The 22,277-nt window shown below is 74.4% G+C and carries 21 protein-coding genes; 8 read left to right on the top strand and 13 right to left on the bottom strand.

From position 1 onward, the window contains the following. Positions 1 to 16: 16 nt before the first annotated feature. Positions 17 to 2,077 (top strand): SpoIIE family protein phosphatase, encoded by a 2,061-nt coding sequence (locus tag K7G60_RS10765; RefSeq protein ID WP_225800600.1) that lies wholly within the window; start codon positions 17 to 19, stop codon positions 2,075 to 2,077. A gap of 6 nt (positions 2,078 to 2,083) precedes the next feature. Here the strand turns inward: K7G60_RS10765 and K7G60_RS10760 are convergent, their stop codons facing one another. The 3 genes from K7G60_RS10760 to K7G60_RS10750 form a co-directional block, all read right to left on the bottom strand. Then, entirely contained in the window at positions 2,084 to 2,701 is a 618-nt protein-coding gene (locus K7G60_RS10760; RefSeq protein ID WP_225800599.1) for a DinB family protein, read from the bottom strand. A gap of 98 nt (positions 2,702 to 2,799) precedes the next feature. After that, positions 2,800 to 3,195 (bottom strand): molybdopterin-binding protein, encoded by a 396-nt coding sequence (locus K7G60_RS10755; RefSeq protein WP_225800598.1) that lies wholly within the window; start codon positions 3,193 to 3,195, stop codon positions 2,800 to 2,802. A gap of 101 nt (positions 3,196 to 3,296) precedes the next feature. Beyond that, positions 3,297 to 3,776: an Lrp/AsnC family transcriptional regulator gene (locus tag K7G60_RS10750; RefSeq protein ID WP_225800597.1), complete on the bottom strand. Its 480-nt coding sequence runs from the start codon at positions 3,774 to 3,776 to the stop codon at positions 3,297 to 3,299. 723 nt (positions 3,777 to 4,499) lie between these two features. Between K7G60_RS10750 and K7G60_RS10745 the strand changes: the two genes are divergently transcribed. The 3 genes from K7G60_RS10745 to K7G60_RS10735 all read left to right on the top strand — a co-directional run bounded on the left by K7G60_RS10745 (position 4,500) and on the right by K7G60_RS10735 (position 9,569). Beyond that, positions 4,500 to 6,593 (top strand): SpoIIE family protein phosphatase, encoded by a 2,094-nt coding sequence (locus K7G60_RS10745; protein ID WP_225800596.1) that lies wholly within the window; start codon positions 4,500 to 4,502, stop codon positions 6,591 to 6,593. A gap of 287 nt (positions 6,594 to 6,880) precedes the next feature. Then, entirely contained in the window at positions 6,881 to 8,383 is a 1,503-nt protein-coding gene (locus K7G60_RS10740; protein ID WP_225800668.1) for an FUSC family protein, read from the top strand. 130 nt (positions 8,384 to 8,513) lie between these two features. Then, entirely contained in the window at positions 8,514 to 9,569 is a 1,056-nt protein-coding gene (locus tag K7G60_RS10735) for a lactonase family protein (RefSeq protein ID WP_225800595.1), read from the top strand. A gap of 99 nt (positions 9,570 to 9,668) precedes the next feature. Here K7G60_RS10735 and K7G60_RS10730 read toward each other — a convergent pair whose 3' ends face one another. Both K7G60_RS10730 and K7G60_RS10725 read right to left on the bottom strand, forming a co-directional pair. Further along, positions 9,669 to 10,592, bottom strand: a complete 924-nt coding sequence (locus K7G60_RS10730; protein WP_225800594.1) for a sirohydrochlorin chelatase — start codon at positions 10,590 to 10,592, stop codon at positions 9,669 to 9,671. A gap of 213 nt (positions 10,593 to 10,805) precedes the next feature. Next, a complete protein-coding gene (locus K7G60_RS10725) occupies positions 10,806 to 11,819 on the bottom strand; it encodes a BadF/BadG/BcrA/BcrD ATPase family protein (protein WP_225800593.1) in 1,014 nt (337 codons plus the stop codon). A gap of 97 nt (positions 11,820 to 11,916) precedes the next feature. On the opposite strand from K7G60_RS10725, the gene K7G60_RS10720 reads away from it, so the two are divergent. After that, positions 11,917 to 12,594: a uracil-DNA glycosylase gene (locus tag K7G60_RS10720; protein WP_225800592.1), complete on the top strand. Its 678-nt coding sequence runs from the start codon at positions 11,917 to 11,919 to the stop codon at positions 12,592 to 12,594. Positions 12,595 to 12,637: 43 nt separating this feature from the next. Here K7G60_RS10720 and K7G60_RS10715 read toward each other — a convergent pair whose 3' ends face one another. The 3 genes from K7G60_RS10715 to K7G60_RS10705 all read right to left on the bottom strand — a co-directional run bounded on the left by K7G60_RS10715 (position 12,638) and on the right by K7G60_RS10705 (position 15,277). Beyond that, entirely contained in the window at positions 12,638 to 12,892 is a 255-nt protein-coding gene (locus K7G60_RS10715) for an RICIN domain-containing protein (RefSeq protein ID WP_225800591.1), read from the bottom strand. Positions 12,893 to 13,017: 125 nt separating this feature from the next. Further along, positions 13,018 to 14,100 carry an exo-alpha-sialidase gene (locus K7G60_RS10710; protein WP_225800590.1) on the bottom strand — a complete coding sequence of 361 codons (1,083 nt, stop codon included), beginning with the start codon at positions 14,098 to 14,100 and terminating at the stop codon, positions 13,018 to 13,020. A gap of 97 nt (positions 14,101 to 14,197) precedes the next feature. Then, entirely contained in the window at positions 14,198 to 15,277 is a 1,080-nt protein-coding gene (locus K7G60_RS10705; RefSeq protein WP_225800589.1) for an NADH:flavin oxidoreductase/NADH oxidase, read from the bottom strand. A gap of 123 nt (positions 15,278 to 15,400) precedes the next feature. On the opposite strand from K7G60_RS10705, the gene K7G60_RS10700 reads away from it, so the two are divergent. Then, positions 15,401 to 15,754 carry a helix-turn-helix transcriptional regulator gene (locus K7G60_RS10700; RefSeq protein ID WP_225800588.1) on the top strand — a complete coding sequence of 118 codons (354 nt, stop codon included), beginning with the start codon at positions 15,401 to 15,403 and terminating at the stop codon, positions 15,752 to 15,754. A gap of 91 nt (positions 15,755 to 15,845) precedes the next feature. Here the strand turns inward: K7G60_RS10700 and K7G60_RS10695 are convergent, their stop codons facing one another. Continuing rightward, on the bottom strand, positions 15,846 to 16,493 hold the full coding sequence (locus K7G60_RS10695; RefSeq protein WP_374115619.1) for a DUF305 domain-containing protein: 648 nt from the start codon (positions 16,491 to 16,493) through the stop codon (positions 15,846 to 15,848). 179 nt (positions 16,494 to 16,672) lie between these two features. Here K7G60_RS10695 and K7G60_RS10690 point away from each other — a divergent pair, with 179 nt between their 5' ends. Then, entirely contained in the window at positions 16,673 to 18,211 is a 1,539-nt protein-coding gene (locus K7G60_RS10690) for an LVIVD repeat-containing protein (protein WP_225800586.1), read from the top strand. Here K7G60_RS10690 and K7G60_RS10685 read toward each other — a convergent pair. From K7G60_RS10685 to K7G60_RS10670, 4 genes are all read right to left on the bottom strand, one after another. Then, complete coding sequence (locus K7G60_RS10685; RefSeq protein ID WP_225800585.1) at positions 18,190 to 18,861, bottom strand: TetR/AcrR family transcriptional regulator; 672 nt, start codon at positions 18,859 to 18,861, stop codon at positions 18,190 to 18,192. The two genes, K7G60_RS10690 and K7G60_RS10685, sit on opposite strands and share 22 nt — an antisense overlap. A 129-nt stretch (positions 18,862 to 18,990) precedes the next feature. Further along, positions 18,991 to 19,689 carry a phosphatase PAP2 family protein gene (locus tag K7G60_RS10680; protein WP_225800584.1) on the bottom strand — a complete coding sequence of 233 codons (699 nt, stop codon included), beginning with the start codon at positions 19,687 to 19,689 and terminating at the stop codon, positions 18,991 to 18,993. Between the two features lie 99 nt (positions 19,690 to 19,788). After that, complete coding sequence (locus tag K7G60_RS10675; RefSeq protein ID WP_225800583.1) at positions 19,789 to 20,724, bottom strand: M56 family metallopeptidase; 936 nt, start codon at positions 20,722 to 20,724, stop codon at positions 19,789 to 19,791. 126 nt (positions 20,725 to 20,850) lie between these two features. Further along, positions 20,851 to 21,444, bottom strand: a complete 594-nt coding sequence (locus tag K7G60_RS10670; protein ID WP_225800582.1) for a DUF5134 domain-containing protein — start codon at positions 21,442 to 21,444, stop codon at positions 20,851 to 20,853. A 171-nt stretch (positions 21,445 to 21,615) separates the two neighbouring features. Here K7G60_RS10670 and K7G60_RS10665 point away from each other — a divergent pair, with 171 nt between their 5' ends. Next, on the top strand, positions 21,616 to 22,167 hold the full coding sequence (locus K7G60_RS10665; RefSeq protein WP_225800581.1) for a GNAT family N-acetyltransferase: 552 nt from the start codon (positions 21,616 to 21,618) through the stop codon (positions 22,165 to 22,167). Positions 22,168 to 22,277: the final 110 nt, after the last annotated feature.

Raw genomic sequence — 22,277 nt, 5'->3', positions numbered from 1 at the left:
TGCGTAGGTCGAGGCGTTGGAGACTCATCAGTCGTCGAGCAGGGTCCCGCAGCCGCCCCGGGCGGCCGTCGGGGACGCGGGCGTGCTCCGCGAGCTGCTGCCGATCGCCCTCTGGCGGGAGGACGCCGAGGGCCGCATCGTCGAGTGGTCGCTCGCCGCGCAGGACCTCCTCGGCCACCGGCCGGAGCACGTCCTCGGAAGGTTCGCGACCCCGCTCCTCGTTCCCGACGCCAACCGCGAACTCGCCGACCGGCTCACCGATCGCGTCCAGTCGGGCGAGACCATGGTCGGCACGCTGCCCGTCCGCCACCGCGACGGCCACACGGTCACCATGGAGATGTGGATCGTCCCGGCCACCGATCCGGAGGGACGCCCGGGGGCGATGCTCATCGCGGTGGAGACCTCCGAGGTCCTGCGGATGCGGGAGAACCTGGCGGCGATGGAGAGCCTCTTCACCCAGTCGCCCATAGGGCTCGCCCTGCTCGGCCCCGACCTGCGCTTCCTGCGCGTCAACGACGCCCTGGCGCGGATGAACGGAGTGCCGGCCGCCCGGCACGTGGGCCACCGGCTCACCGAGGTGGTGCCCGGCGTCAACGCCGCCGGGCTCGAATCGCTCATGCGCCAGGTCATGGAGAGCGGTACGGCCGTGGTGGACGCCCGCCGGGTCGGCCGTACCCCCGCCGACCCCGACCGGGACCACATCTGGTCCTGTTCGTACGCCCCGCTCGTCGACCGCACCGAACGACGGCCGCTCGGGCTCATCGCCTCCCTCGTCGACATCACCGAGAGCCAGGAGGCGCACATCGAGGTCGAGCGCGCCCGCCAGCGCTTCGCCCTGCTCGCCGAGGCCGGCGCCCGGATCGGCACCACCCTGGACCTGAAGCAGACCGCCGAGGAGGCCGTCGGCTTCCTCGTGCCCCAGCTCGCCGACTCGGCCGACGTGCAGATGCTGGAGTCCGTCCTCGAACCCGACGATCCGGCGGACTCCACCCGGAGCGTGCTGCGGCGGCTCGCGGCCCGCTTCCCCGACCCGACCGCGCCCACGGCCCTCCTCGCCCCGGGCCAGACCTTCCAGATCCCCCTCGACTCCGTGTACGAGCAGGTGGTCATGCACGGACGCCCCACGAACCTCTACACGTCCGACATCCCGGCGCTCTTCACCGATCCGCGCGCCGAGGCCCTGCGCACCTACCTCGCCACCCGCATCGGCTCGGCCCGGCTCGTCCCCCTGGTGGCCCGGGGACAGGTGCTCGGGGCGGTCACGGTGACCCGGCTGAAGACCCGTGAGCCCTTCGACGCGCAGGACTGCGTCCTCATCGACGAGGTCGTCGCCCGCGCCGCCCTCAACATCGACAACGCCCGCCTCTACACCACCCAGCGGGAGGCCGCCCTCACCCTGCAGCGCAGCCTCACCAACAACGCCCTCCCCGACGTCACCGGCCTCGAACTCACCGGCCGCTACCTCCCCGCCAGCTCCCACGACGTCGGCGGCGACTGGTTCGACGTCATCGCGCTGCCCGGCGGCCGGACGGGTCTCGTCATCGGCGACGTCATGGGCCACGGCATCCACGCGGCGGCCGTCATGGGCCAACTGCGCACCGCGGTACGGACCCTGGCCCGCCACGACATCGCGCCGGACCGCATGCTCAGCTCCCTGGACGCCGTGGTGGCCGACCTGGGCGAGGACGAGATGGCGACCTGCGTCTACGCGGTCCACGACCCGGCGACCGGTGGCTGGGTCATCGCCCGCGCCGGCCACCTGCCGCCGGCCGTCGCCACCCCGGACGGCACCATCACCTTCCTCGACGGACCGCCCGGGACCCCGCTGGGCACCGGAGCGCACGACTTCGGTACGGAGGAGGTCGTCCTGCCCGAGGGCGGACTCCTCGTCCTCTACACGGACGGTCTCATCGAGGCCCGCGACCGCGACCTCGACCAGGGCATGCGGCAGCTCGCCGAGGCGCTGCGGCCCCTGGACCGGCCGCTGGACACGCTGTGCGACGACGTCCTCGGGCGGCTCCTCGCGGGCTCCGCCCAGGACGACGTGGCGATGCTCCTCGCCCGCACCATCCGCTGAACCCCGCTACGCGCGGAGCCGGTACAGATCGCGGAGGAGGGCGATCTCGGCCCCGTGGTGCAGGAGTTCCTGGTTCATCCACCAGACGATCTCCAGGAAGGGGTTCTCCGGGTCGCTGCCGTGCGGGTAGGTGCAGTGGCCCACCGTGTCGAGCGCCTTGTCGTCGACGGACAGCAGCGCCTCGCGCCAGGCGGTCGCGGCCGCGTCGAAGGCCGGCAGGGCGGTGGCGACGTCCCCGCCGACGGGGAAGTCGTCACGGGTCAGGCGGCGGCTGCCGTTCGTGTGGTCGGCGCGGAGCGCGAGCATCTCGGAGAGGTGGCTCAGCCGCCAGGCGATCGTGGTGAACGGCGGCGGCGCGGGGTGCGGCGGAGGGGTGGTGTCCCGGCCCCACTCGCCGGCGCCCACCAGGACGGTCGCGCGCGGCCCCGGGCCGTCGGCGTGCCGCCGGACGGACCAGCAGTCCGGCACCGGCTCCCAGAGGTACTCCGCGTCGGTCATCGGACCGACCTCGACGTCCGTCCCGTTGCCGCTGTCCATCGACGGTCCCGCCAGCCGGTCGGTGAGCCGCCGCCGGGCGAAGTCGAACTGGTCGAGGAGGGGGACGAGCCGCTCGGGCAGGGACACGGGACGCTCCGGATCACAGGGGGACAGGACCGTCGCACCCTGCCACAGGAGCCCGCCCGGCGCTCGCGAATATCCCTTCGGGACCGGGCCGTCGGCGATCAGGTCCGGTCGATGTGCACGCTGGTCGACTTCACACGGGCGGTGGCCTGCATGCCGACCTCGAGGCCCAGCTCCTCCACCGCCTCCCGGGTGAGCAGCGAGACGATCCGGTGCGGGCCGGCCTGGATCTCGACCTGGGCGGCGACGTCCCCGAGCTTGACGGCGGTCACGATCCCGGGGAAGGCGTTGCGGGCCGAGGTGTACGGTTCCTCCTCGTCGCCGGTGGCGCCCTGCCCGACCTCGACGGAGAAGGCGGCCAGATCGCGGCCGTCGATGAGACGGCGGCCGTTCTCGTCGCGGTGGGTGGTGACCCGGCCCGCGTCGGCCCAGCGGCGTGCCGTGTCGGGGCTGACGCCCAGCAGGCGTGCCGCCTGACCGATGGTGTAGGACTGCATGCCGGCCACGCTAGGCCGTACGGAATCCCACCTGCAAGGCGTGGAGGGCCGGCCCGCGACAGCCGCCGGCCCACCGGGACGGACCGTCGGGGAGGGGCGGCTCAGGCCGTGCCCGACCGCCGTCCGACCGCCTCGACCAGCGGCAGCAGCCGGTGCGCCACCCGCTCCCGCAGCGCGATCTCGGTGCGGGTGCGGACCACCCCGGGCAGCTGGATCAACCGCTGGACGACGTCCTCCAGGTGCCCGGCGTCCCGCGCCACCACCCGGGCCAGGAGGTCGCCGCCGCCGGTGATGGAGAAGGCCTCCACGATCTCCGGCACGCCCGCGAGCGCGTCGCCGACCTCGTCCAGATGACCCTGCGTCACCTCGACGTGCACGAAGGCGAGCACCGGGTGCCCCAGCGCGGCGGGGGAGAGGACCGGCCCGGTCGCCGTGATCACCCCGTCCCGCTCCAGGCGGTCGATCCTCGCCTGCACGGTGCCCCGCGCCACCCCCAGGATCCGCGCGTACTCGCGCACGCTGGTCCTCGGCTGCTCGATCAGCAGCCGCAGGATCCGCGTGTCGAGTTCGTCCACCGCCATGCTCCGTCGGCCTCCTTCGCCCCGGCTCGTCCGATTTCCGACTGTACCCACGCTCCCGGGGGGTGCCGTGCCCCCGGGCGCGTCCGGGACCACCTGTTCACGCGGCCGAAACACGGGAGGCCCCGGCCGGACCGGCGGGATGGGCGAGGCGGACCCCGGCCGTACCGCAGGCCGTACCGTCAGCGGCCGTCTCGTGGCCGAGAAGCCCCTGTTCGGAGGAGGCGGAGGGCGCGGAGGGCACGGAGGACGAGGTCCCGGAGACGGACCGGGCGCTTCGCCCGCGGGGCGGCACCGGCCCCTCGCGTCGACGGACGTCCACCGCGGCCGTCCCCGACGCGGACACGGAGACCGAGCGGCCCTGGACGGCCACCGGGTACGCGCCCCGCCGGAGACCGACGACGGCCCGCCGGAGGCCCCGGCCGCGAGCGCCGAGCGTGGCGGCCCGCCCCTGTCCCGCACCCGCGCCGGGCCACTGCGACCCCGCGAGCCCCGCGAGGCGGACCGCGACACGGCCGCCGGCGGTACCGGTCGCGGTACGGCGGCCCGGACGGATCGGACGACCGCCTCCGGACCGACGGCACCGACTGCGCGTACTGCCTCCGGAGAGGGTCCGGGCGGGCGCCGATCCGCCCGCCGCTCGGTTCGCGGGACGGCGCGATCTGGGAGAGGCTCGTCGGGACCGGCTGAGGCGCGGCCGGACACTTCCGGCGGGAGCGACGACGAGTGGACACGGACGGCGGGCAGGATCCGGCGGGGACGCCCCCGCCCGGGGCGGCCGAGCCCTGGAGCGCGGAGACCGCGTGGGGCGACGCCGTCCTGGACGCGGTGTTCACCCAGTCCGACATCGGGCTCCACGTACTCGACACGGACCTGCGCGTCGTCCGGGTGAACGCCGTCGCCGCCGGACTCCAGGGCATCCCCGCCGACCGCTTGCTCGGCATGCCCGCCGTCGAGGCGTACGCCTCGTTCGCCGGCGTCCACGTCGACGAGGCCGTCCTGCGCGAGGTCCTCGCCACGGGCCGCTCCACGACCGAGCGGCTCGTCACCGGTCACCCGCCCGGCGCCGAGCACGCCGAGCGCGTCTACTCGGCCTCCGTCCACCGCCTCCAGGACGACGCGGGCCGGGTGCTCGGCGTGGTCGTGACGAACACCGACGTCACCGACCGCGAGCAGGCCCACGCCCGCCTGCGGCTCCTGCACGAGGCGCACGAGCGGATCGGCACCGGTCTCGACGTGGAGCGCACCGCACGGGAACTCGTCGACGTGACCGTGCCGGCGTTCGCCGACTTCGTCGTCGTCGCCCTCACCGACGCCGTCCTCCGCGGGCAGGACCCGGCCCTCCAGGCCCGGGACACGGTCCCGCTGCTGCGCTGCACCGCCACCGGCGGCTCGGCGACCGGACCGGAGTGCCCGCAGGCCGGTGCCGTGCTGCTGCCGGGGATCTTCGGGGACGGGGAGCCGGCGGCGCCCGCCCGTCCGCTCCCTCCGGCGGCTACGAGCGACGAGCGGGCGACGCGTCTCGTGGTGCCGCTGACCGTGCGCGGGCAGATCTTCGGCGCGGTCGCCTTCCAGCGCCGCGCCGACGCGGAGCCGTACGGGCCCGAGGACCGCGCCCTCGCCGACGCCCTCGCGTCCCGTACCGCGAACTGTCTGGAGAACGCGCTCCGGTACACCCGTGAGCACATCGTCATGACGGCCCTGCAGAGCTGGCCGCCGCCCAAGGAGGAGGCCACCCAGAGCGCCGTCGACGTGGCCGGCCGTCACCGGCCCGGCGGCAGCGGCGCCGGCTCCTGGTGCGACGTGATCCCCCTGTCGAGTGCGCGCGTGGCCCTCGTCGTGGGGCAGGTGGAGTCCCCGGGGCCCGGCGCCGTCGCCACCATGAGCAGGCTGCGGACCGCGGTCCACAGCCTGACCACGCTCGACCTCGACCCGCACGAACTGCTCGCCCGCCTCCACGCGACCACCCTCCGGCTCGCGGCGGAGGGCTTCGCCGGGGAGGGCCTCGCGGCAGGGGCTCTCGCCGCGGAGGGTGAGGCGACGGCTCGCGGCACGCCCGACGCGCCGTCCCCCGACGCCCCCCACCCCACCGCCGGCTGCACGATCGCCGTCCACGACCCCGTCGACGGGCGGCTCGACATCGCGCGGGCCGGCGCCTCCCTGCTCGTCGTCGTCCACCCCGACGGCACGGCGGACACCCGGCCGCTCGGCGACGGGCCCCTGCTGGGCGCCGAGGGTCCGCCGTTCGCCTGCGCGACGCTCCACCTGCCCGAGGGCAGCACCCTCTGTCTGGCGTCCGGCGGCGAGGAGCCCCGGACGGAGGACCTCATGGCCGCCCTCGCCCACCCGGACCGCGACCCGGAGGCGATGGCCGACGACGTGGAACGGCTCCTCGCCCCCGACCGGGTCCTGCTGCTCGCCCGCACCCGCCATCTGCCGCCGGACGAACTCGCCGAGTGGGAGATCCCGTACGACCTGTCCGCCGTGGGGGCGGCGCGGGCCCACGTCGAGGACCGGCTCCGGCGGTGGAACCACCCCGCCGACCCGTTCGCGGTGACGCTCGTCGCCAGCGAACTCGTCACCAACGCCCTCCGTCACGGCGCCGCCCCGGTCGTCCTCCGCCTCATCGCCGACGGCCCGATCCTGACCTGCGAGGTGAGCGACGCCGGCCAGGCCGCGCCCCACCTCCGCCATGCCAAAGCCGTCGACGAGGGCGGCCGCGGCCTGCTGATCTGCGCCTCCCTCGCGGACAACTGGGGCGTGCGGTACACCGACACCGGCAAGACCGTCTGGGCCGAACTGGGCGGGGGCGAGCACTAGGGATCAGGGACGGCGACCGAAGGATGGTCCGTTGGTCTGCGAGTGGCCCGGCCGGAGGGCGATCCACCGGGCCAATGGCCCAGTGGAGCCGTGATGAGTTGAGCCAGCGGCACGCGGGTGGTTTCCTTGTCATATCCAGGTACTTTCGGCGCCGCGCAGCGCCGGGGCGGCGACGAGGCCGGTCCGGACCGCGGCGCCTTCGTCGTGTCCGCGTGCTCCCACCACCCCGGGACGGCAGGCGGCGGGCGAAAGGCAAGACAAGGGGGCGGCTCACCGCCGTGAAGAGGATGTTCGTGGCGCCGGATCCGGGGCGCGTCAGACTGAGGAACTCGCTGCGTGCCGTCCTGGGCATCGCGCTCGCCGTCGCGCTGGCGGAGTTCGCCGGCCTCTCGCTGGCGGCTTCCATCACCGGCGGCCTCGCCGCGCTGCTCGCGCTGTTCACCGTGGCCGACGCCACCGTGCGCGCCCAGTTCGTGACGACCCTGCTCCTGCCGGTCGCCGGGTTCCCCGTGCTCGCCGTGGCCACCGCCCTGCACGGCCTGACCCCGCTGCGCGACCTGGCGTTCCTCGCGGTCGTCTTCTGCGGCGTCTACGCCCGGCGCTGGGGCCCGCGCGGCCACGCGCTGGGGATCTTCGCCTTCATGAACTTCTTCACCACCCAGTTCCTGCACGCCCTGCCCGGCCAGCTCCCCGAGCTCTACGCCGCCATCGGCATCGCCCTGGCGGCCGCCGCCGCGGTGCGCTTCGTGCTGTGGCCGCTGGAGCGCCGCGTACCGCCCGCCGCCGCGCCGGCCCCGCTGCCCGGCTCCGGCCTCTCCCGCGTGACGACCCGGCAGGCCGTGCAGGCCGCGGCCGCCTGCGCCGTGGCCCTCGGCATCGGCCAGGTGCTCTCCGAGGACCGCTGGTACTGGGCCGTCGGCACGACGTGGTGGATCTTCGTGAACACGGTGTCGCGGGGCGAGACGCTCGTACGGGGCTTCCGCCGGGTCCTCGGCACGGTCATCGGCATCGCCGTCGGCATGGTCGTCGCCATACCGCTCCACGGCGCCCCCGCCCCCACGGCCGCCCTGGTCGCCCTCTGCGTCTTCGGGATCTTCTACTCGGCGCCCGTCTCGTACAGCTGGATGATGCTGGCCGTCACGGTGATGGCCGGTCTCCTCTACGGGCTCCTCGGCGTGCTCGACCCGGCGCTGCTCGTGCTGCGTCTGGAGGAGACCGCCGTCGGCGCGGTCTCCGCGGCGCTCGCCGTGCTCCTCATCCTCCCGGTCACCACCCACGCGATCAACGACGCCTGGATCCAGCGGACCCTGCAGGGCGTGCGCGCGGCCACCTCCGCCTCCCTGCGGCGCCTGTCCGGCGAACCGGACGCCGACCCGGCGCCGCACGCCGCCGAGCTGGAACTGCTGCTCGGGCGCGTGCGGCTCTCCCTCGCGCCGCTGGTCCATCCGCTCAGCCCCTTCCGCGGCCGGAAGGCCCGCGCCCGCCGGGTCCTCGCCCTCCTCGACGAGTGCGCCGACGAGGTGCGGGGACTCGCCGCGGTGGCGTCCGACCCGGCCGCGAGCCACGACGCCCGGCTCGCGGCGGCCTGCTGGCGCGTCGAGGCGGCCGTGGAGCGGCTGACCTCGCGGCACGGCGACCGTGACGCCGGCCGGGAGGCGCCGGTGGCCGAGACGGTCGCCCCCGTCGCGGGGCAGCGCGCGCTCGGCCACGTGAGCGGTCTGGAGAAGCTCCTCGCCGAGCTGGACGAGCCGCTGCGCACGCCCCCGGGCTCCCTGCTCGTCCGCTCCTGAGGATCCGGGCCCCACCACCGAGCCGTGGGGGCCCGGATTCCCCTTTTGGTCTAGACCGCCTGCTACCGTCGGCCCCACCAGACGACGGCGGGCGGTCGACCGCGACCGGCCCGGGGACAGGGGAGGCGCCGTGGACGGCACAGGGACGGTTCGAGGCCGGAGCGGGGTACGGGCGTACATCGGCTCCTTCACCACGGCGGGCGGCCGCGGCGTCCTCGCCGCCGACGTGGACGAGGAGACCGGTGCGCTGACCGTCACCGGCGGCAGCGACGCCGTCGCCGATCCCTCCTTCCTCGCCCTCGCCGGGCCCGTGCTCCACGCCGTGTCCGAGACCGGGGCGGGCGCCGTCGCCGCCTTCGACGTCACCGGCCCCGCGCCCCGGCCGCTCGGCGCCCCCGTCCCCGTCGACGGCGCGGACCCCACCCATCTGGCGCTCGCCGCCGGACACCTCCTCACCGCCAACTACACCTCCGGCAGCGTCACCGTCCTGCCCCTGGCCGAGGACGGCACCGCCCGCCCCGCCACCGCGGTCCTGCGGCACGAGGGCAGCGGCCCCGTCGCCGACCGCCAGAGCCGCCCGCACGCCCACCAGGTGCTCCCCGACCCCGGCGGCCGCTGGGTCGTCAGCGTGGACCTCGGCACCGACTCCGTACGGATCTGCGCGCTCGACCCCTCGACCGGGAAGCTCACCCTCCACGGCGAGACCGCGCTGCGCCCCGGCACCGGACCGCGCCACCTCGCCTTCCATCCGGCCGGCACGCACGCGTACGTCCTGAACGAGCTGGAGCCCACCCTCACCGTCTGCCGCTGGGACGCAGTGCGGGGCGTCCTCGAACCGCTCGGCGAGACCCCCGTCGTCCCCGAGGGCACCACCGGCCCCTGCCACCCCTCCGAGGTGGTCGTCGCCCCCGACGGCCGCTTCCTCTGGGCCGCCGTGCGCGGCGCCGACACCCTCGCCGTGCTCGCCCTCGGGGCGGCCGGCGCCGAGGCCGCTCTCGTCGCCACCGTGCCCTGCGGCGGCACCTGGCCCCGCGACCTGACCCTCGACCCTTCCGGACGGCGCCTGTACGCGGCGAACGAGCGCTCCGGGGACGTCACCTGGTTCACCCTCGACCCGGAGACCGGGATCCCGGCGCGCGCGGGCGCGATCGACGCCCCCGCGGCCTCCTGCGTCGTCCTCGGCTGAGCCGCCGGGCCCGCAGGACACGACGAAGGGCCCGCACCGGAGGAATCCGGAGCGGGCCCTTCCGTACGGCGCGAGGCCGGGCGCCTCGGAGGGCGGGCCTCAGAGCGACGGGGCGCCCTGCGGCTGCTGCGGCGCGATGCCCAGCGCGGCCGTGTACTGCGAGAGCACCAGCTTGCCGATGGCGGGGTAGGCGCCCAGCGGCTCGGCGGCGGCGCACCCGGCCTCCTTCGACGCCTCGTCGAGGAGACCGTCGGCCAGCTCGGGGCCGATCAGGTACGGCGCGAGGGCCAGCTGCTCCGCGCCGGCGGCGCGCAGCTGCTCGGCCACGGAGGCGATGGAACCCTCCTGGTCGAGGGCGGCGGCCATCACCGGGACGGCGAGGCGCGCGGCCAGCAGCATGCCGGTGATCCCGGCGGCCTGCACGGCCTCCTCGCCACCGACCGTGGCCAGGATGATGCCGTCGGCGGCCGTCGCGACCGTGAACAGCCGGGCGCGGTCGGCGCGGGCCAGACCGGCCTCGGAGAGGCGCACGTGCAGCGCCTCGGCGAGCAGCGGGTGCGGGCCGAGGACGTCGGTCAGCTCGGCGGTGTTGCCGCCGTCCATCAGGGCCTGGCGCACCTGGCGCATCTGGGCGCTGTCCGGACCCGCGAGCAGCGGGACGACGACCGCGGCCGGACCCGTCGGAGCGGTGGCCTCGCGGCCGGCGGCCAGGGCCAGCTCGTACCGCTCGGTGCGCAGCCTCTCGGTCGCCGCGAGGACGGTCGCGAGCGAGGGGTACTCGGTGTCGTCGCCGTCCAGGAAGCCGATCGCGGCCTCCAGGCCGGGCAGCTCGGAGCGCGCGATGCTCACGACCTCCTCGGCCAGCGAGCGTATGGCGGCGGACGGCGCGCCGGGCACGGCCAGAACCAGTGCGGGAGCGCCCTCGGGCGCCGCCGCGGGTTCGGGGCGACGGTGCCGCCCGGACTGGCGGGGTCGAGGCATTCGTACAGGCAGGCCGGAAGCAGGCCCAGTGGGGGAGCTCATGGCGCCGCATGCTACTGGTTTCGCCCGCCGCGTCGTTGGCTGAGGTGCGGTCACGTGCCTTCCGTCCACCTATGTCCGCTCTCGGCCCGGGATTCCGTTACGCCATCCTTTCGCGCCCGCCCCGGATCCGGTTCCGCTTCCCTTCCTCCGCCGCCCCGTCCGCGCCTTCTCCCGCCCCGGCGCACCGCGTTCCACCTGCGCGGACGGCCCTGGCTACGCCGCTCCGGCGCCGAACAGGCGGAGCAGCGACGGGTCTTCCGGCAGGCGCAGGGTGCCGGTGGCGAGCGCGGAGGCGAGGACGACCGCCCCGGCGAGCGGGTCTCCCGCGGCCTCCGCCGTCCGGGCCCCCGGCAGCAGCTCCCCGAGGGCGGACCGGAGCGGTGCGAGCAGGGGCTCGCCCATCTTGAAGAGCCCGCCGGTGAGGGCCACCAGGGCGCCGGGCTCCGCCGGGCACACGGCCTCGGCGGCCTCGGCGATGTGGGCGCCGGCCCGCGCGAGGATGCCGGCCGCCACGGGATCCGCCGCGGCGCAACGCCCCACCTCGGGCGCGAAGGAGGCGAGCACCGCGGGCCGGTCCGTACGCGGGTAGAGCAGGCCCGGCAGTCCGGCCGCCGGCCCGAAGAGCTTCTCGGCCCGGGCCAGGAGCGGCGCCGAGCCCCCGCGCCGTCCGTCGTGCGCGCGCATCGCCGCCTCCAGGCCGGCCCGGCCGATCCAGGCGCCGCTGCCGCAGTCGCCGAGGAGATGGCCCCAGCCGTCCGCCCGCCGCCAGGCCGTCAGGTCCGTGCCGAGCGCGACCAGCCCCGTACCGCCCGCGACGACGGCGCCCGGCCGCTGCCCGAGCGCCCCGGCGTAGGCGGTGACCGCGTCGGCCGCCAGCGCGAGGCGGCGCACGCCCCAGGCCTCCGCGAAGGCGCCCGGGAGTTCGGCCCGCAGTTCGTCCCCCAGGGTGGCCATTCCGGCGGCGCCCACGGCCGCGGCGACGACCGGCCGCGCGCCGGCCCGCTCCCGCAGGGCGGCGACGGCGGGCAGGACCTGCTCCAGGAAGTGACCGGCGGAGATCCCGCCGGGCCCCGTCCGCACCGGCTCCCGGGAGGAGACGGTCCCCAGGACGGTGCCGCTCGCCACGTCGGCCACCACGACGCGAAGCCCCGAACCACCGGAGTCGACGCCGACGACCAGGGCCCCGGCGGCCTCGCTCGCGGAGGGGAGGGGAAGTACGGAGTCCACGGGATCCACGGTGCACCATCCTCGGAGGCGTGAGCGGCGGCGGGCGGAGGTCCGGGCCGGACCCGGCTGTCACTGTAGGCCGGTAGAGTGACGGACTGTGACAGCGCGACCCTTGAACGAACTGGTGGAGCCCGGCTGGGCGGAGGCTCTGAGTCCCGTCGCGGGACGTGTCGCCGCGATGGGCGACTTCCTGCGGGCGGAGATCGCCGCGGGCCGGACGTACCTGCCCTCCGGGCAGAACGTGCTGCGGGCCTTCCAGCAGCCCTTCGACCAGGTGCGGGTCCTGATCGTGGGTCAGGACCCTTATCACACGCCGGGGATGGCGATGGGGCTCAGCTTCTCGGTCGCGCCCGAGGTCCGCTCGCTGCCTCCCAGCCTGGAGAACATCTTCCGGGAGCTGCACACCGACCTCGGTCTGCCCCGGCCGTCGAACGGCGACCTGACGCCGTGGGCCCGGCAGGGCGTCCTGCTGCTCAACAGGGCGCTGACCACGGCCCCGCGCAAGGCGGGTGCCCACCGGGGCAAGGGCTGGGAAGAGGTGACCGAGCAGGCCATCCGCGCGCTGGCCGCCCGTGGCAAGCCCCTGGTGTCGATCCTGTGGGGCAGCGACGCCCGCAGGGCCCGCCCGCTCCTCGGTGATCTGCCGGCGATCGAGTCCGCACACCCGTCCCCGATGTCGGCGGACCGGGGCTTCTTCGGCTCCCGTCCGTTCAGCCGGGCGAACGAGATGCTCCTCGGCATGGGCGCCGAGCCGGTGGACTGGCGCCTGCCCTGAGTCGGGAAGGGCGCCGGGACGGTGCCCGGTGCCCGGCCGGGGCTCACGCGAACACGAAGCCGAACTTCTGGTTGGCCCCGTAGTGACGGTCCCACAGACGCGCGAGGGCGCCCGCGCTCTGGCTCCGGTCGGCGACCTCCAGGCACATGCCCGAGTGCTGCGGGCGGATCGTGTACGTGAAGTCGCAGACGGGGGAGTCGGCCTGGGCGGGGGCGGCGGTGACGCCGAAGACGAGGCCGAGGGCGGCGGCGAGCGCGAGCGGGCCGCGGCGGGCGTGGGCGAAGAGGCCGGGATTCATGGTCCTCTGAGATCAGGGGCCCCGGCCGCCGGCCGGGGAAGCGGCCTCATGATCGCGTTTCCGTGCGAACCAACTCCCCTTGTGTCGAACGCCTTTGGCCCGGACCGACGGAATCCGAGATTCCGTCAGATCACGGCCGCCCGCACGCACAGCACGTCCGGCAGGTGCTCCGCCAGGAGCCGCCAGGTGTCCCCGTCGTCGGCGCTCGCGTACACCTCGCCGTTCCGGTTGCCGAAGTAGACGCCCGCCGGGTCCGCGTCGTCCGTGCACAGCGCGTCCCGCAGCACCGTGCCGTAGTGGTCGCCCTCGGGCAGTCCCCGGCCGAGCGGCTCCCAGGTCCCGCCCGCGTCCGTCGTGCGGTAGACCCGGCAGCGGCGGCCCGCCGGGACCCGGTCGGAGTCGGCGGTGATCGGGAAGACGTAGGCGGTGCCGGGGCGGTGCGGGTGCGCGGCGACCGCGAACCCGAAGTCGGAGGGGAGCCCCGAGCCGATGTCGGTCCAGTTCGCGCCCGCGTCGTCGCTGCGGAAGACCCCCCAGTGGTTCTGGAGGTAGAGCCGGTCCTTGTCGCCCGCGTCCTGGGCGATCTTGTGGACGCACTGCCCGAACTCGGGGTCCGGGTCGGGCAGGAAGACGGCGGACACGCCGTGGTTGGAGGGCGCCCACGCGGCCCCGCCGTCCCGCGAGCGGAACACCCCCGCGGTCGACACCGCGACCGTCAGCGCTCCCGGGTCGCGCGGATCGGTGACGACGGTGTGCACGGCCTCGCCGCCTCCGCCGGGCACCCACTTCGAGCGTGTCGGGTGCTCCCAGAGCGGGCGGACGAGTTCGAAGGACTCGCCGCCGTCCGCAGACCGGAAGAGCGCGGCCGGTTCGGTCCCCGCGTACACGACGTCCGGGGAGTGCTCCGGGGCCGGGTGCAGCTGCCAGACCCGCTCCAGGGAGGCCGCCGTGTCCTCGGGGAACCTCACCGCGGGGCGGGCCGGTTCGGTCCAGGTCCTGCCGAGGTCGTCGGAGTGGAAGACGGAGGGGCCCCAGTGCGCGCTGTCCCCGCCCGCGAGCAGGCGCGGGGTCGGCCGCCGGGTGTCGATGGCGACCGAGTACACCGCCTGTGCGGGGAAGGCGGGGTCGTCGAACTCCCAGCGTCCGTCACGCCTCCGGCCGATGAAGAGGCCCTTGCGGGTGCCTACGGTGAGGAGTGCGTCGGGCATGGCTGCCACCTCCAGGACGCCGTTGTCACTGATACGGGCCAGTCTGCACCCGGCCACTGACAACGGCCCCGGAGACACTCCAGGCCCCGCCCGGCGGTCAGATCGCCCAGGCGTACTGGGACGGGGCGGGGGTCCGCGCGCCCAGCTCGCGGGCGGCGCGGCGCGGCCAGGAGGCGTCGCGCAGCAGCTCGCGGCCGAGGAGGACCGCGTCGGCCTCGCCGTTGGCGAGGATCTTCTCGGCCTGCTCGCTCTCGGTGATCAGGCCGACGGCGGCGACGGGCAGCCCGGTCTCGGCCTTGACGCGGGCGGCGAAGGGCACCTGGTAGCCGGGGCCCACCGGGATCTCGGCCGGTCCGCCGTTGCCGCCGCTGGAGACGTCGAGGAGGTCGACGCCGTGCTCGCGCAGCAGGGCGGCGAAGCGCACGGTCTCGTCGACCGTCCAGCCCTGCTCCTCCAGCCAGTCGGTGGCGGAGATCCGGAAGAGGAGGGGCAGTTCCTCGGGCCAGACGGCGCGTACGGCGTCGACGATCTCCAGGGCGAGGCGGGTGCGGTTCTCGAACGAGCCGCCGTAGGCGTCCGTGCGGTGGTTGCTGTGCGGGGAGAGGAACTCGCCGATGAGGTAGCCGTGGGCGCCGTGCACCTCCAGGACCTCGAATCCGGCCGCCAGCGCGCGCCGGGCCGCGTCCGCGAACCGTCCGGTGATCTCCCGGATGCGCTCCACGGTCAGTTCGGTCGGCACGGGGTAGCCCTCGGCGAACTCGACCGGGCTGGGGCCGACGGGCTGCCAGCCCTCGGCCGGATCGACCGGGCCGCGGCCCTCCCAGGGGCGGTTGGTGGAGGCCTTGCGTCCGGCGTGCCCGATCTGGATGCCGGGCACGGTGCCGTGCTCCTTGAGGAATCCGGAGATGCGCCGCAGTCCTTCGATCTGGGTGTCGTTCCAGAGGCCGAGGTCGGCCGGGCTGATGCGGCCCTCGGGGGAGACGGCGGTCGCCTCGACGAGGATCAGTCCGGCGCCGCCGGTGGCGCGGGCCGCGTAGTGGGCGAAGTGCCAGTCGCCGGCGACGCCCGCGTTCGGTCCGCTGGTCTCCGCCGAGTACTGGCACATGGGCGCCATCCAGACCCGGTTGGGCACGGTCAGGGAACGCAGGGTGTACGGCTCGAACAGGGCGACGCTCATGACGGACTCCGTTTCGGGATGCCTCCAGGGTGCTCGTACGATACTCATCGTAGTACGGCATCTGTCAAACTACGAGGACTCTCGTACAATGGGCCGCATCCCGGATGAAGTGGAGCCGCCGCCGTGACGACCACCACCAGCCCGCGCGTCCTCGAGCACCCCACGCGCGACCAGATCCGCCTCGAAGAGGTGCTGCACGCCCTCTCGGACGCCGTGCGCCTGCGGATCGTGCGGGACATGGCGCGCGAGGGCGCCGAACTCAGCTGCTCGTACTTCGACCTCCCGGTGACCAAGTCCACGACCACGCACCACTTCCGGGTGCTCCGCGAGAGCGGCGTCATCCGGCAGATGTACCGGGGCACGGCCAAGCTCAACGCCCTGCGCCGGGACGACCTGGACGCCCTCTTCCCCGGCCTCCTCGACTCCGTCCTGGCCGCCGCCGGCGCCCAGGCGGGGCGCGAGGGGGAGACGGCCTGACGGCCGGCGCCCGGGCGGAACGCGAAGGGGCCGGGGCGGAACGCGAGAAGGGGGGCGGCCGCCGGCCGCCCCCCTCTCTCTTCGGTCGTGCCTACAGGGAGCGCATCCGGTTGATCTCCGAGGTCTGCTGGGCGATCACGTCGTTCGCCATCTCCTCCACGAGGCCGTTGTTCCCCTCGCTCAGCACCTCCGCGGCCATCGTCACGGCCCCTTCGTGGTGCGTGATCATCAGCCTCAGGAAGAGCTCGTCGAAGGCCGCGCCCTTCGCGCTCCGCAACTCCTCCAGCTGGGCCTCGGTCGCCATGCCCGGCATCGAGTGGTGATCGTGGGCGCCCTGTTCACGCGGGCCACCGTTGGTTTTCAGCCAACCTTCCATCGCGTCGATCTCCGGCCGCTGCGCCGCGGCGATCCGCTCGGCCACCTTCCTCACCTGGGACGAGGACGCCCGCCCCGGCGCCAGCGCCGTCATCGTCAGGGCCTGCCGGTGGTGCACGGTCATCATCTGCACGTAGCGGAAGTCCGCGCCGTTCGGGCTCTCGTCGGGGAGCAGTCGCGCGGCCTCCTCGGGGGATATCCGCCGGGCCGGCTCCCCGGGCTTCCCCGGTGCCACCACCGCGGGGCCGGTCGAGGCCCCGGCCTGCGGCGCGCCCTGGCCGGGGGCCGACTCGCAGGCGCCCAGGGCGAGTACGGCGACGGCGGACAGGGCCGCGGCGAAGACGGCACGCTGACGGCGGATCAACAACGCGACCTCCAGGTGTTCTTGCAGGGACAGTGACCGTTCCTAGCACTTTTCTCGGGGGGACCGATCAAAAACCTTCATTACGTCTGTGTTGCCATCTGTTGAGATGTGCACGCCACGGAAGATACTGCCGGGGTGCAACACCCGTTCAAAGCTGAACGGATACCAGGGAGGACGGAGTGACTTCGTTGCGTACCCCGCGTACCACGTCCGACACGCGTGATCCGCGTGCCCGGTTCAGACGCCTGGGTGTGGCATCCGCCGCCGCCGGGCTGCTGGCCACACTGCTCGCCGCGGGCCCCGCGGCCGCCACCCCCGACCCCGGAGACACCGGCCCCGCACAGGGCGCGGTCTCCTCGCAGCAGGCCGCCGAGGCGCGCGCCGCCATCCAGAGCGGCGAGATACCCGGCGTGGACGAGATCGTCCACAGCCGGAACATCGAGCACCTCGCGAACATCCCCAAGGACGCCCTCAAGGGCACCAACTCGGACCTCGCCTTCCAGGGCAAGTACGCCTTCGCCGGCAACTACGACGGCTTCCGCATCTTCGACATCAGCGACCCCAAGGCCCCCAAGACGGTCGCCCAGGTCCTCTGCCCGGGCTCCCAGAACGACATCTCCGTCTCCGGCAACCTCGTCTTCCTCTCCACCGACTCCTCCCGCAGCGACAACTCGTGCGCCAGCACGACGCAGCCCGCCTCGGTGAAGGAATCCTGGGAGGGCATGAAGATCTTCGACATCAGCGACATCACCAACCCGAAGTACGTCGCCGCCGTCGAGACCGCCTGTGGTTCGCACACCCACACGATCCTGCCCAAGGGCAAGGACGTGTACATCTACGTCTCCTCCTACTCGCCCAACGTGGCCTTCCCCGACTGCCAGCCCCCGCACGACGGCATCTCCGTCATCAAGGTGCCCCGCAAGGCGCCCGAGAAGGCGGCGGTCGTGGGCTTCCCCGTCCTCTTCCCGGGCGAGGGCCCGGACGGCGGCGGCAACCCGGGCGGTCCCACCAACCCGGGCGTCTCCAAGACCACCGGATGCCACGACATCACCGTGCTGCCGGGCAAGGACCTCGCGGCCGGCGCCTGCATGGGCGACGGCATCCTCTTCGACATCGAGGACCCCGAGCACCCGCGGGTGCTCGACCAGGTCCAGGACAACGTCAACTTCGCGTTCTGGCACTCCGCGACCTTCAACCAGAAGGCGAACAAGGTCGTCTTCACCGACGAGCTGGGCGGCGGCGGCGCCGCCACCTGCAACGCCCAGGTCGGCCCGAACCGGGGCGCCGACGGCATCTACGACATCGTCGGCAAGGGCGACAAGCGCAAGCTCGTCTTCCGCAGCTACTTCAAGATCCCGCGCCACCAGGCCGACACGGAGAACTGCGTCGCCCACAACGGCTCGCTGATCCCGGTCAAGGGCAAGGACCTCATGGTCCAGGCCTGGTACCAGGGCGGCGTCTCCGTCTGGGACTTCACCGACTCCTCCGCCCCGAAGGAGATCGCCTACTTCGAGCGCGGCCCGCTGTCCGCCACCACCATCTCGACGGGCGGCTCGTGGTCCGCGTACTACTACAACGGCCACATCTACTCGAACGACATCGCGAAGGGCTTCGACGTGCTGAAGCTCTCCGACGCCCGTACGGACCCGGCGAAGCGGATCCGGATGGACGAGCTCAACGTCCAGACCCAGCCGGACTACTTCGACTTCGACGACTGACCGGCGGCGTGACGGCCGGCTGACGGCCTGAGCGCCGGCGTGCCGCCGGGCGGATCCCCGTCCGGCGGCACGCCGGCCTCCCAGTCGAGTCCGTACCGCTGGAACAGCTCCGACCGCAGGCGCGCCAGGGGCATCGGAGCCCCCGGCAGCAGCGCCGCCACCACCGAGCCCATCAGCAGGGCACGCAGCAGCGGGTAGTCCGTGTCCACGTCCGTGGAGCCGTACCGCGCGACCGTGTCCCGCAGCAGGAAGGCCAGGCGCTGCTGCTCCTGGCACTGCACGAACCCCTCGGCCTGCAGGATGCCCGCCATGTGGGTCCGCATCAGCGTGGGCCGGGTCACCGCGAGCCCCAGGATCGCGTCGATCGCGCGGGCCAGCCGCTCGCGGCCGTCCTCCGTACGGGGCTCCCGTTCCAGCGCCTCCTCCAGGGTGAGGTGCATCAGCCGGTGCACCGCCGCCTGGAGCAGCTGTCGCTTGCCGGGGAAGTAGTACGAGATCAGCCCCCGCGCCGTGCCCGCCCGCTCCGCTATGTCGCCGAGGGTGGTCGCCTCGTAGCCACGGGCGTCGACCAGCTCCACGGTGGCCTGGAGAATCCGCTCGCGCGACCTGCGCCGAAGCTCTTCATTGACCGATGGGCTACGCGGGGACATGCTGGACTCCTGCGTTGACTGGCTGCCGGCCAATATACTCGGCGCATCCCGTCGGCCTGCCCGTGTGGCAGACCGCCGGGGATGCCGTCTGTTCTGGGCGACACGGGGGATCGTCCAGAACAGACGGCTTCATCCTCTTTCTCCCATTCTGCTCCCGCCGCTCCCCGCGCCGCCGCCGTCTTCCCCGGGTGGGCGGCGTGCCGCTCCGCGCCGCTCGCTCCACCGGTACGTGAGCACCGCCGCGGCCGCCCAGCACCAGCCGAGCAGCCAGCCCTCCACGACGTCCGAGGGCCAGTGCACGCCCAGATAGACCCGCGTCCAGCCCACTCCGAGCACCGAGACGAGGGCGGCACCCGCCAGGGCGCCCCAGCCGCGCCACTCGTCCCGCCAGTGCAGGGCGAGCACCCACAGCAGCAGACCGCAGGTGACCGCAGCCGTCATCGCGTGCCCCGACGGGAAGGCGGCGTACCGCGCCGAGTCCACGGGCTCGGCCCACTGCGGCCGCTCCCGCCCCACCAGCGCCTTGAGGGTCTGCTGGAACCCGGCGGCCAGCAGGCTCGTCCCCGCCACCCACAGGGCCGCCCGGCGCTCCCGCCGCCACCACAGCAGCACCGTGGCGGCCGCGGCGAGGGCGCGCATCGTCCACGGGTCCCACACCCAGTCCGTCAGGACACGGTTGACCTGGGTGAAGCCGGGGTGGGCGAGGGCGCTGCGATGCAGCGCCTCGACGACCGAACGGTCGAGGGAGAGCAGCGGCGGCCATCCCACCGCGACGAGCACGAGCAGGACCAGGGCCAGGACTCCGGAGACCACGGCGGAGGAGCGCATGCGCCGATCCTGCCCGACGATCCGCCCCGCGCGGCCCTCCGCGCGGCCCGTGCGCGTCGCCGCCGGGGCCCCGTCCGCCGTGCGTGCCGTCACCGGCCGCTATCCGAGGGCGCTGAGCGCCGGGACGAAGGCCACGAGCACGGGGACCGCGGGTACCAGGGCCGCGGCCGCCGTCAGCCGGAGCCGGCGTCCGGGAGTGAGGCGGGGGGCCGCGGTGAGGAGCCGGTTCACCCGCTGCGGCAGATCGGCGTCGTGCGCCTGGCCGGGGCCGAACACGCCACGGTCCTCGTTGAGTTCGACCAGCGCGAGCGCGATCGTCAGCCGTCCGAAGCGGCGCGAGGCCACGTCGTCGGCGGCCAGCTCCACCAGACGGTGCATCTCCTCGCGGAAGGCCGCGAAGACCGGGATCCCCGGGAACCCGGCGGCCAGCGCCGCCGAGGAGTGCAGCAGCCAGTCGTGCCGCGCCCGGGCGTGACCCTGCTCGTGCGCCAGGACCGCGTCCAGCTGACGTCCCTTCAACCGCCGCAGCGCCGCCGTCGTGATGACCAGCTGGGGCGTGGGACCGGCCATCCACCAGGCGTCCGCCCGCTCGCCCTCCAGGACCACGAGCCGCTCGCTGCCCGGCCGCTCCCCGGGCAGCAGGGGGGCGCGGACGAGCAGGTCGCAGCGGCGCTGCCGGCGCCGGGCGCGGGCCCGCCCGACCTCCCGGCCCAGCATCGCCCCGGACCAGAGCCCGCCGGCCGCCAGCACCACCGCGAGCACCGCCGACCAGGGCCCGGACGTGCCGAGCTCGTAGGCGTCGACCACCGTGCGCGGCGCGCCCGCGAAGACCTGCCCGCGCACGGCCTGCCAGGCCGCGGACGCGCTGAAGGTCATGGAGAGCGCGAAGCTGAGCAGCACCGCGGCCACCACGCACTGCCACACCCACAGGGCCACCACGGGTTCTCGCTCCACCCAGTCGGCCCGGGACAGCAGTCGGGGGGCCGCGACGGCGGTCAGGACGCCGAGCAGGAACAGCGCGAGGGAGACCCACATGGCCGTCACCCTATGAGCGCGGTACTCGCCCGGGGTATGGGCGCGGGCGGCAAGTGACGTACGCCACGGTTTGGTTGGCCGGAAGCGGCTGTCACCGGGCCGGATCCCGTGAGGTCCTCAGGGGCGTCACAGGGTCACCAGCATCGCGAGCATCGCGAGCGCCATCGAGAGCCGGCAGGCGTGGGTCAGCTCCGGCCGGCCCGCCCAGGCGCGGCCCCCGCCGCCGGCGGTCGTCCAGGCCGTGCCCGTGCCGCCCCCGGAGTTCGCCGCCACCGGCACGAGCCGGGCCCCCGAGCGGAGCACGTACGCCGTGTAATAGAGGAGGAGCCCGCCCGTGAGCACGGGTATGCCGCCCGCCGTCCCCGCCGCGTGCCCCGCGTGCGCCCCCGTCCCGCCCGGCGCCGCCATCGCCACCGCCATGTAGACCATGGCGAGCGAGCCCACCAGGTGGTGCAGATGGTGACCGCCGCGCCGGACGGCCAGGAGTCCCTGCAGCGCCGCCGCGCCGAACACCGCCGCGTACGCCGGCGGGAGCCACTCCGGCGGGGGCAGGGCCGCGGCCGGCAGCGCCATGGCCGCCATCCCGAATCCCATCACCGCCTCGCCGACCGCGGCCCGTCTCTCCTCACCGGCGCAGGCGCGCGTCCGCAGCAGGCAGTACGCGCCCGTCGCCGCGCACAGCGCGACCAGCAACCACCCGGACAGAGCCGGTCCGTGCACGGCACACCTCCCCCTCGATGCCGTCCCCTCCAGGGAGGAATGCCCGTCCCCCGGGAGCCGCACGCGGGCGCACGGGCGCGCACAGGTGTACGAGGGGAGCGGAAGAGGCGCGCGTTAGGCTCGGGACGATCGCGCACGCCGATCGTCAGCGCCCGAAGGGAGCCCCGATACATGGACACCGCCACGTCCCAGGAGACCGGCCGGATCAGCTACCGCGAAGCGGTCCTCGACGACGTCCCGGCACTCGTCCCGCTCGTGGAGTCGGCCTACCGGGGCGACGCCAGCCGGGGCGGCTGGACGACGGAGGCGGACATCCTCCAGGGGCAGCGCACCGACCCCGAGGGCGTGACGGAGGTCATCACCACCCCCGGCAGCCGGCTCCTGGTCGTCGAGCGGGACGGCGAACTGGTCGCCTGCTGCCAGCTGGAGCACCGGGGCGAGGCCGCCTACTTCGGCATGTTCGCGGTCCGCCCGGAACTGCAGGGCGCGGGCCTGGGCAAGCAGATCATCGCCGAGGCCGAGCGCCGGGTGCGCGAGCTGTGGGACGTGCGGGAGATGCACATGACGGTGATCTCCGTGCGCGAGGAGCTGATCGCCTGGTACGAGCGGCGCGGCTACCGGCGCACGGGCCGGACGACCCCGTTCCCCTACGGCGACGAGCGCTTCGGAGTGCCCCAGCGGGACGACCTGGAATTCGAGCTGCTGATCAAGCCGTTGAGCTGATCCGTCCGGCGGAAGCGTGGCTACGACCCCGGCGGACAGGAAAAACTTCTGCCACCGGGGGGGTCGCACAGGATAATTTCTCTTGTCTCCCCTTGTGGGAACGAAGCGTC

This window comes from Streptomyces sp. NK15101 (assembly GCF_020400725.1).
Classification (GTDB): Bacteria; Actinomycetota; Actinomycetes; order Streptomycetales; family Streptomycetaceae; genus Streptomyces.
This window is presented reverse-complemented; position numbering and strand designations above follow the sequence as displayed.

What these genes read in the sequence shown, in the direction of transcription:
- K7G60_RS10755 (WP_225800598.1), bottom strand. Translation starts at nt 3,195, where the DNA reads ATGCAGTCCTACACCATCGGTCAGGCGGCACGCCTGCTGGGCGTCAGC.
- K7G60_RS10750 (WP_225800597.1), bottom strand. Translation starts at nt 3,776, where the DNA reads ATGGCGGTGGACGAACTCGACACGCGGATCCTGCGGCTGCTGATCGAG.
- K7G60_RS10740 (WP_225800668.1), top strand. Translation starts at nt 6,881, where the DNA reads ATGTTCGTGGCGCCGGATCCGGGGCGCGTCAGACTGAGGAACTCGCTG.
- K7G60_RS10730 (WP_225800594.1), bottom strand. Translation starts at nt 10,592, where the DNA reads ATGAGCTCCCCCACTGGGCCTGCTTCCGGCCTGCCTGTACGAATGCCT.
- K7G60_RS10715 (WP_225800591.1), bottom strand. Translation starts at nt 12,892, where the DNA reads ATGAATCCCGGCCTCTTCGCCCACGCCCGCCGCGGCCCGCTCGCGCTC.
- K7G60_RS10710 (WP_225800590.1), bottom strand. Translation starts at nt 14,100, where the DNA reads ATGCCCGACGCACTCCTCACCGTAGGCACCCGCAAGGGCCTCTTCATC.
- K7G60_RS10705 (WP_225800589.1), bottom strand. Translation starts at nt 15,277, where the DNA reads ATGAGCGTCGCCCTGTTCGAGCCGTACACCCTGCGTTCCCTGACCGTG.
- K7G60_RS10685 (WP_225800585.1), bottom strand. Translation starts at nt 18,861, where the DNA reads ATGTCCCCGCGTAGCCCATCGGTCAATGAAGAGCTTCGGCGCAGGTCG.
- K7G60_RS10680 (WP_225800584.1), bottom strand. Translation starts at nt 19,689, where the DNA reads ATGCGCTCCTCCGCCGTGGTCTCCGGAGTCCTGGCCCTGGTCCTGCTC.
- K7G60_RS10675 (WP_225800583.1), bottom strand. Translation starts at nt 20,724, where the DNA reads ATGTGGGTCTCCCTCGCGCTGTTCCTGCTCGGCGTCCTGACCGCCGTC.
- K7G60_RS10665 (WP_225800581.1), top strand. Translation starts at nt 21,616, where the DNA reads ATGGACACCGCCACGTCCCAGGAGACCGGCCGGATCAGCTACCGCGAA.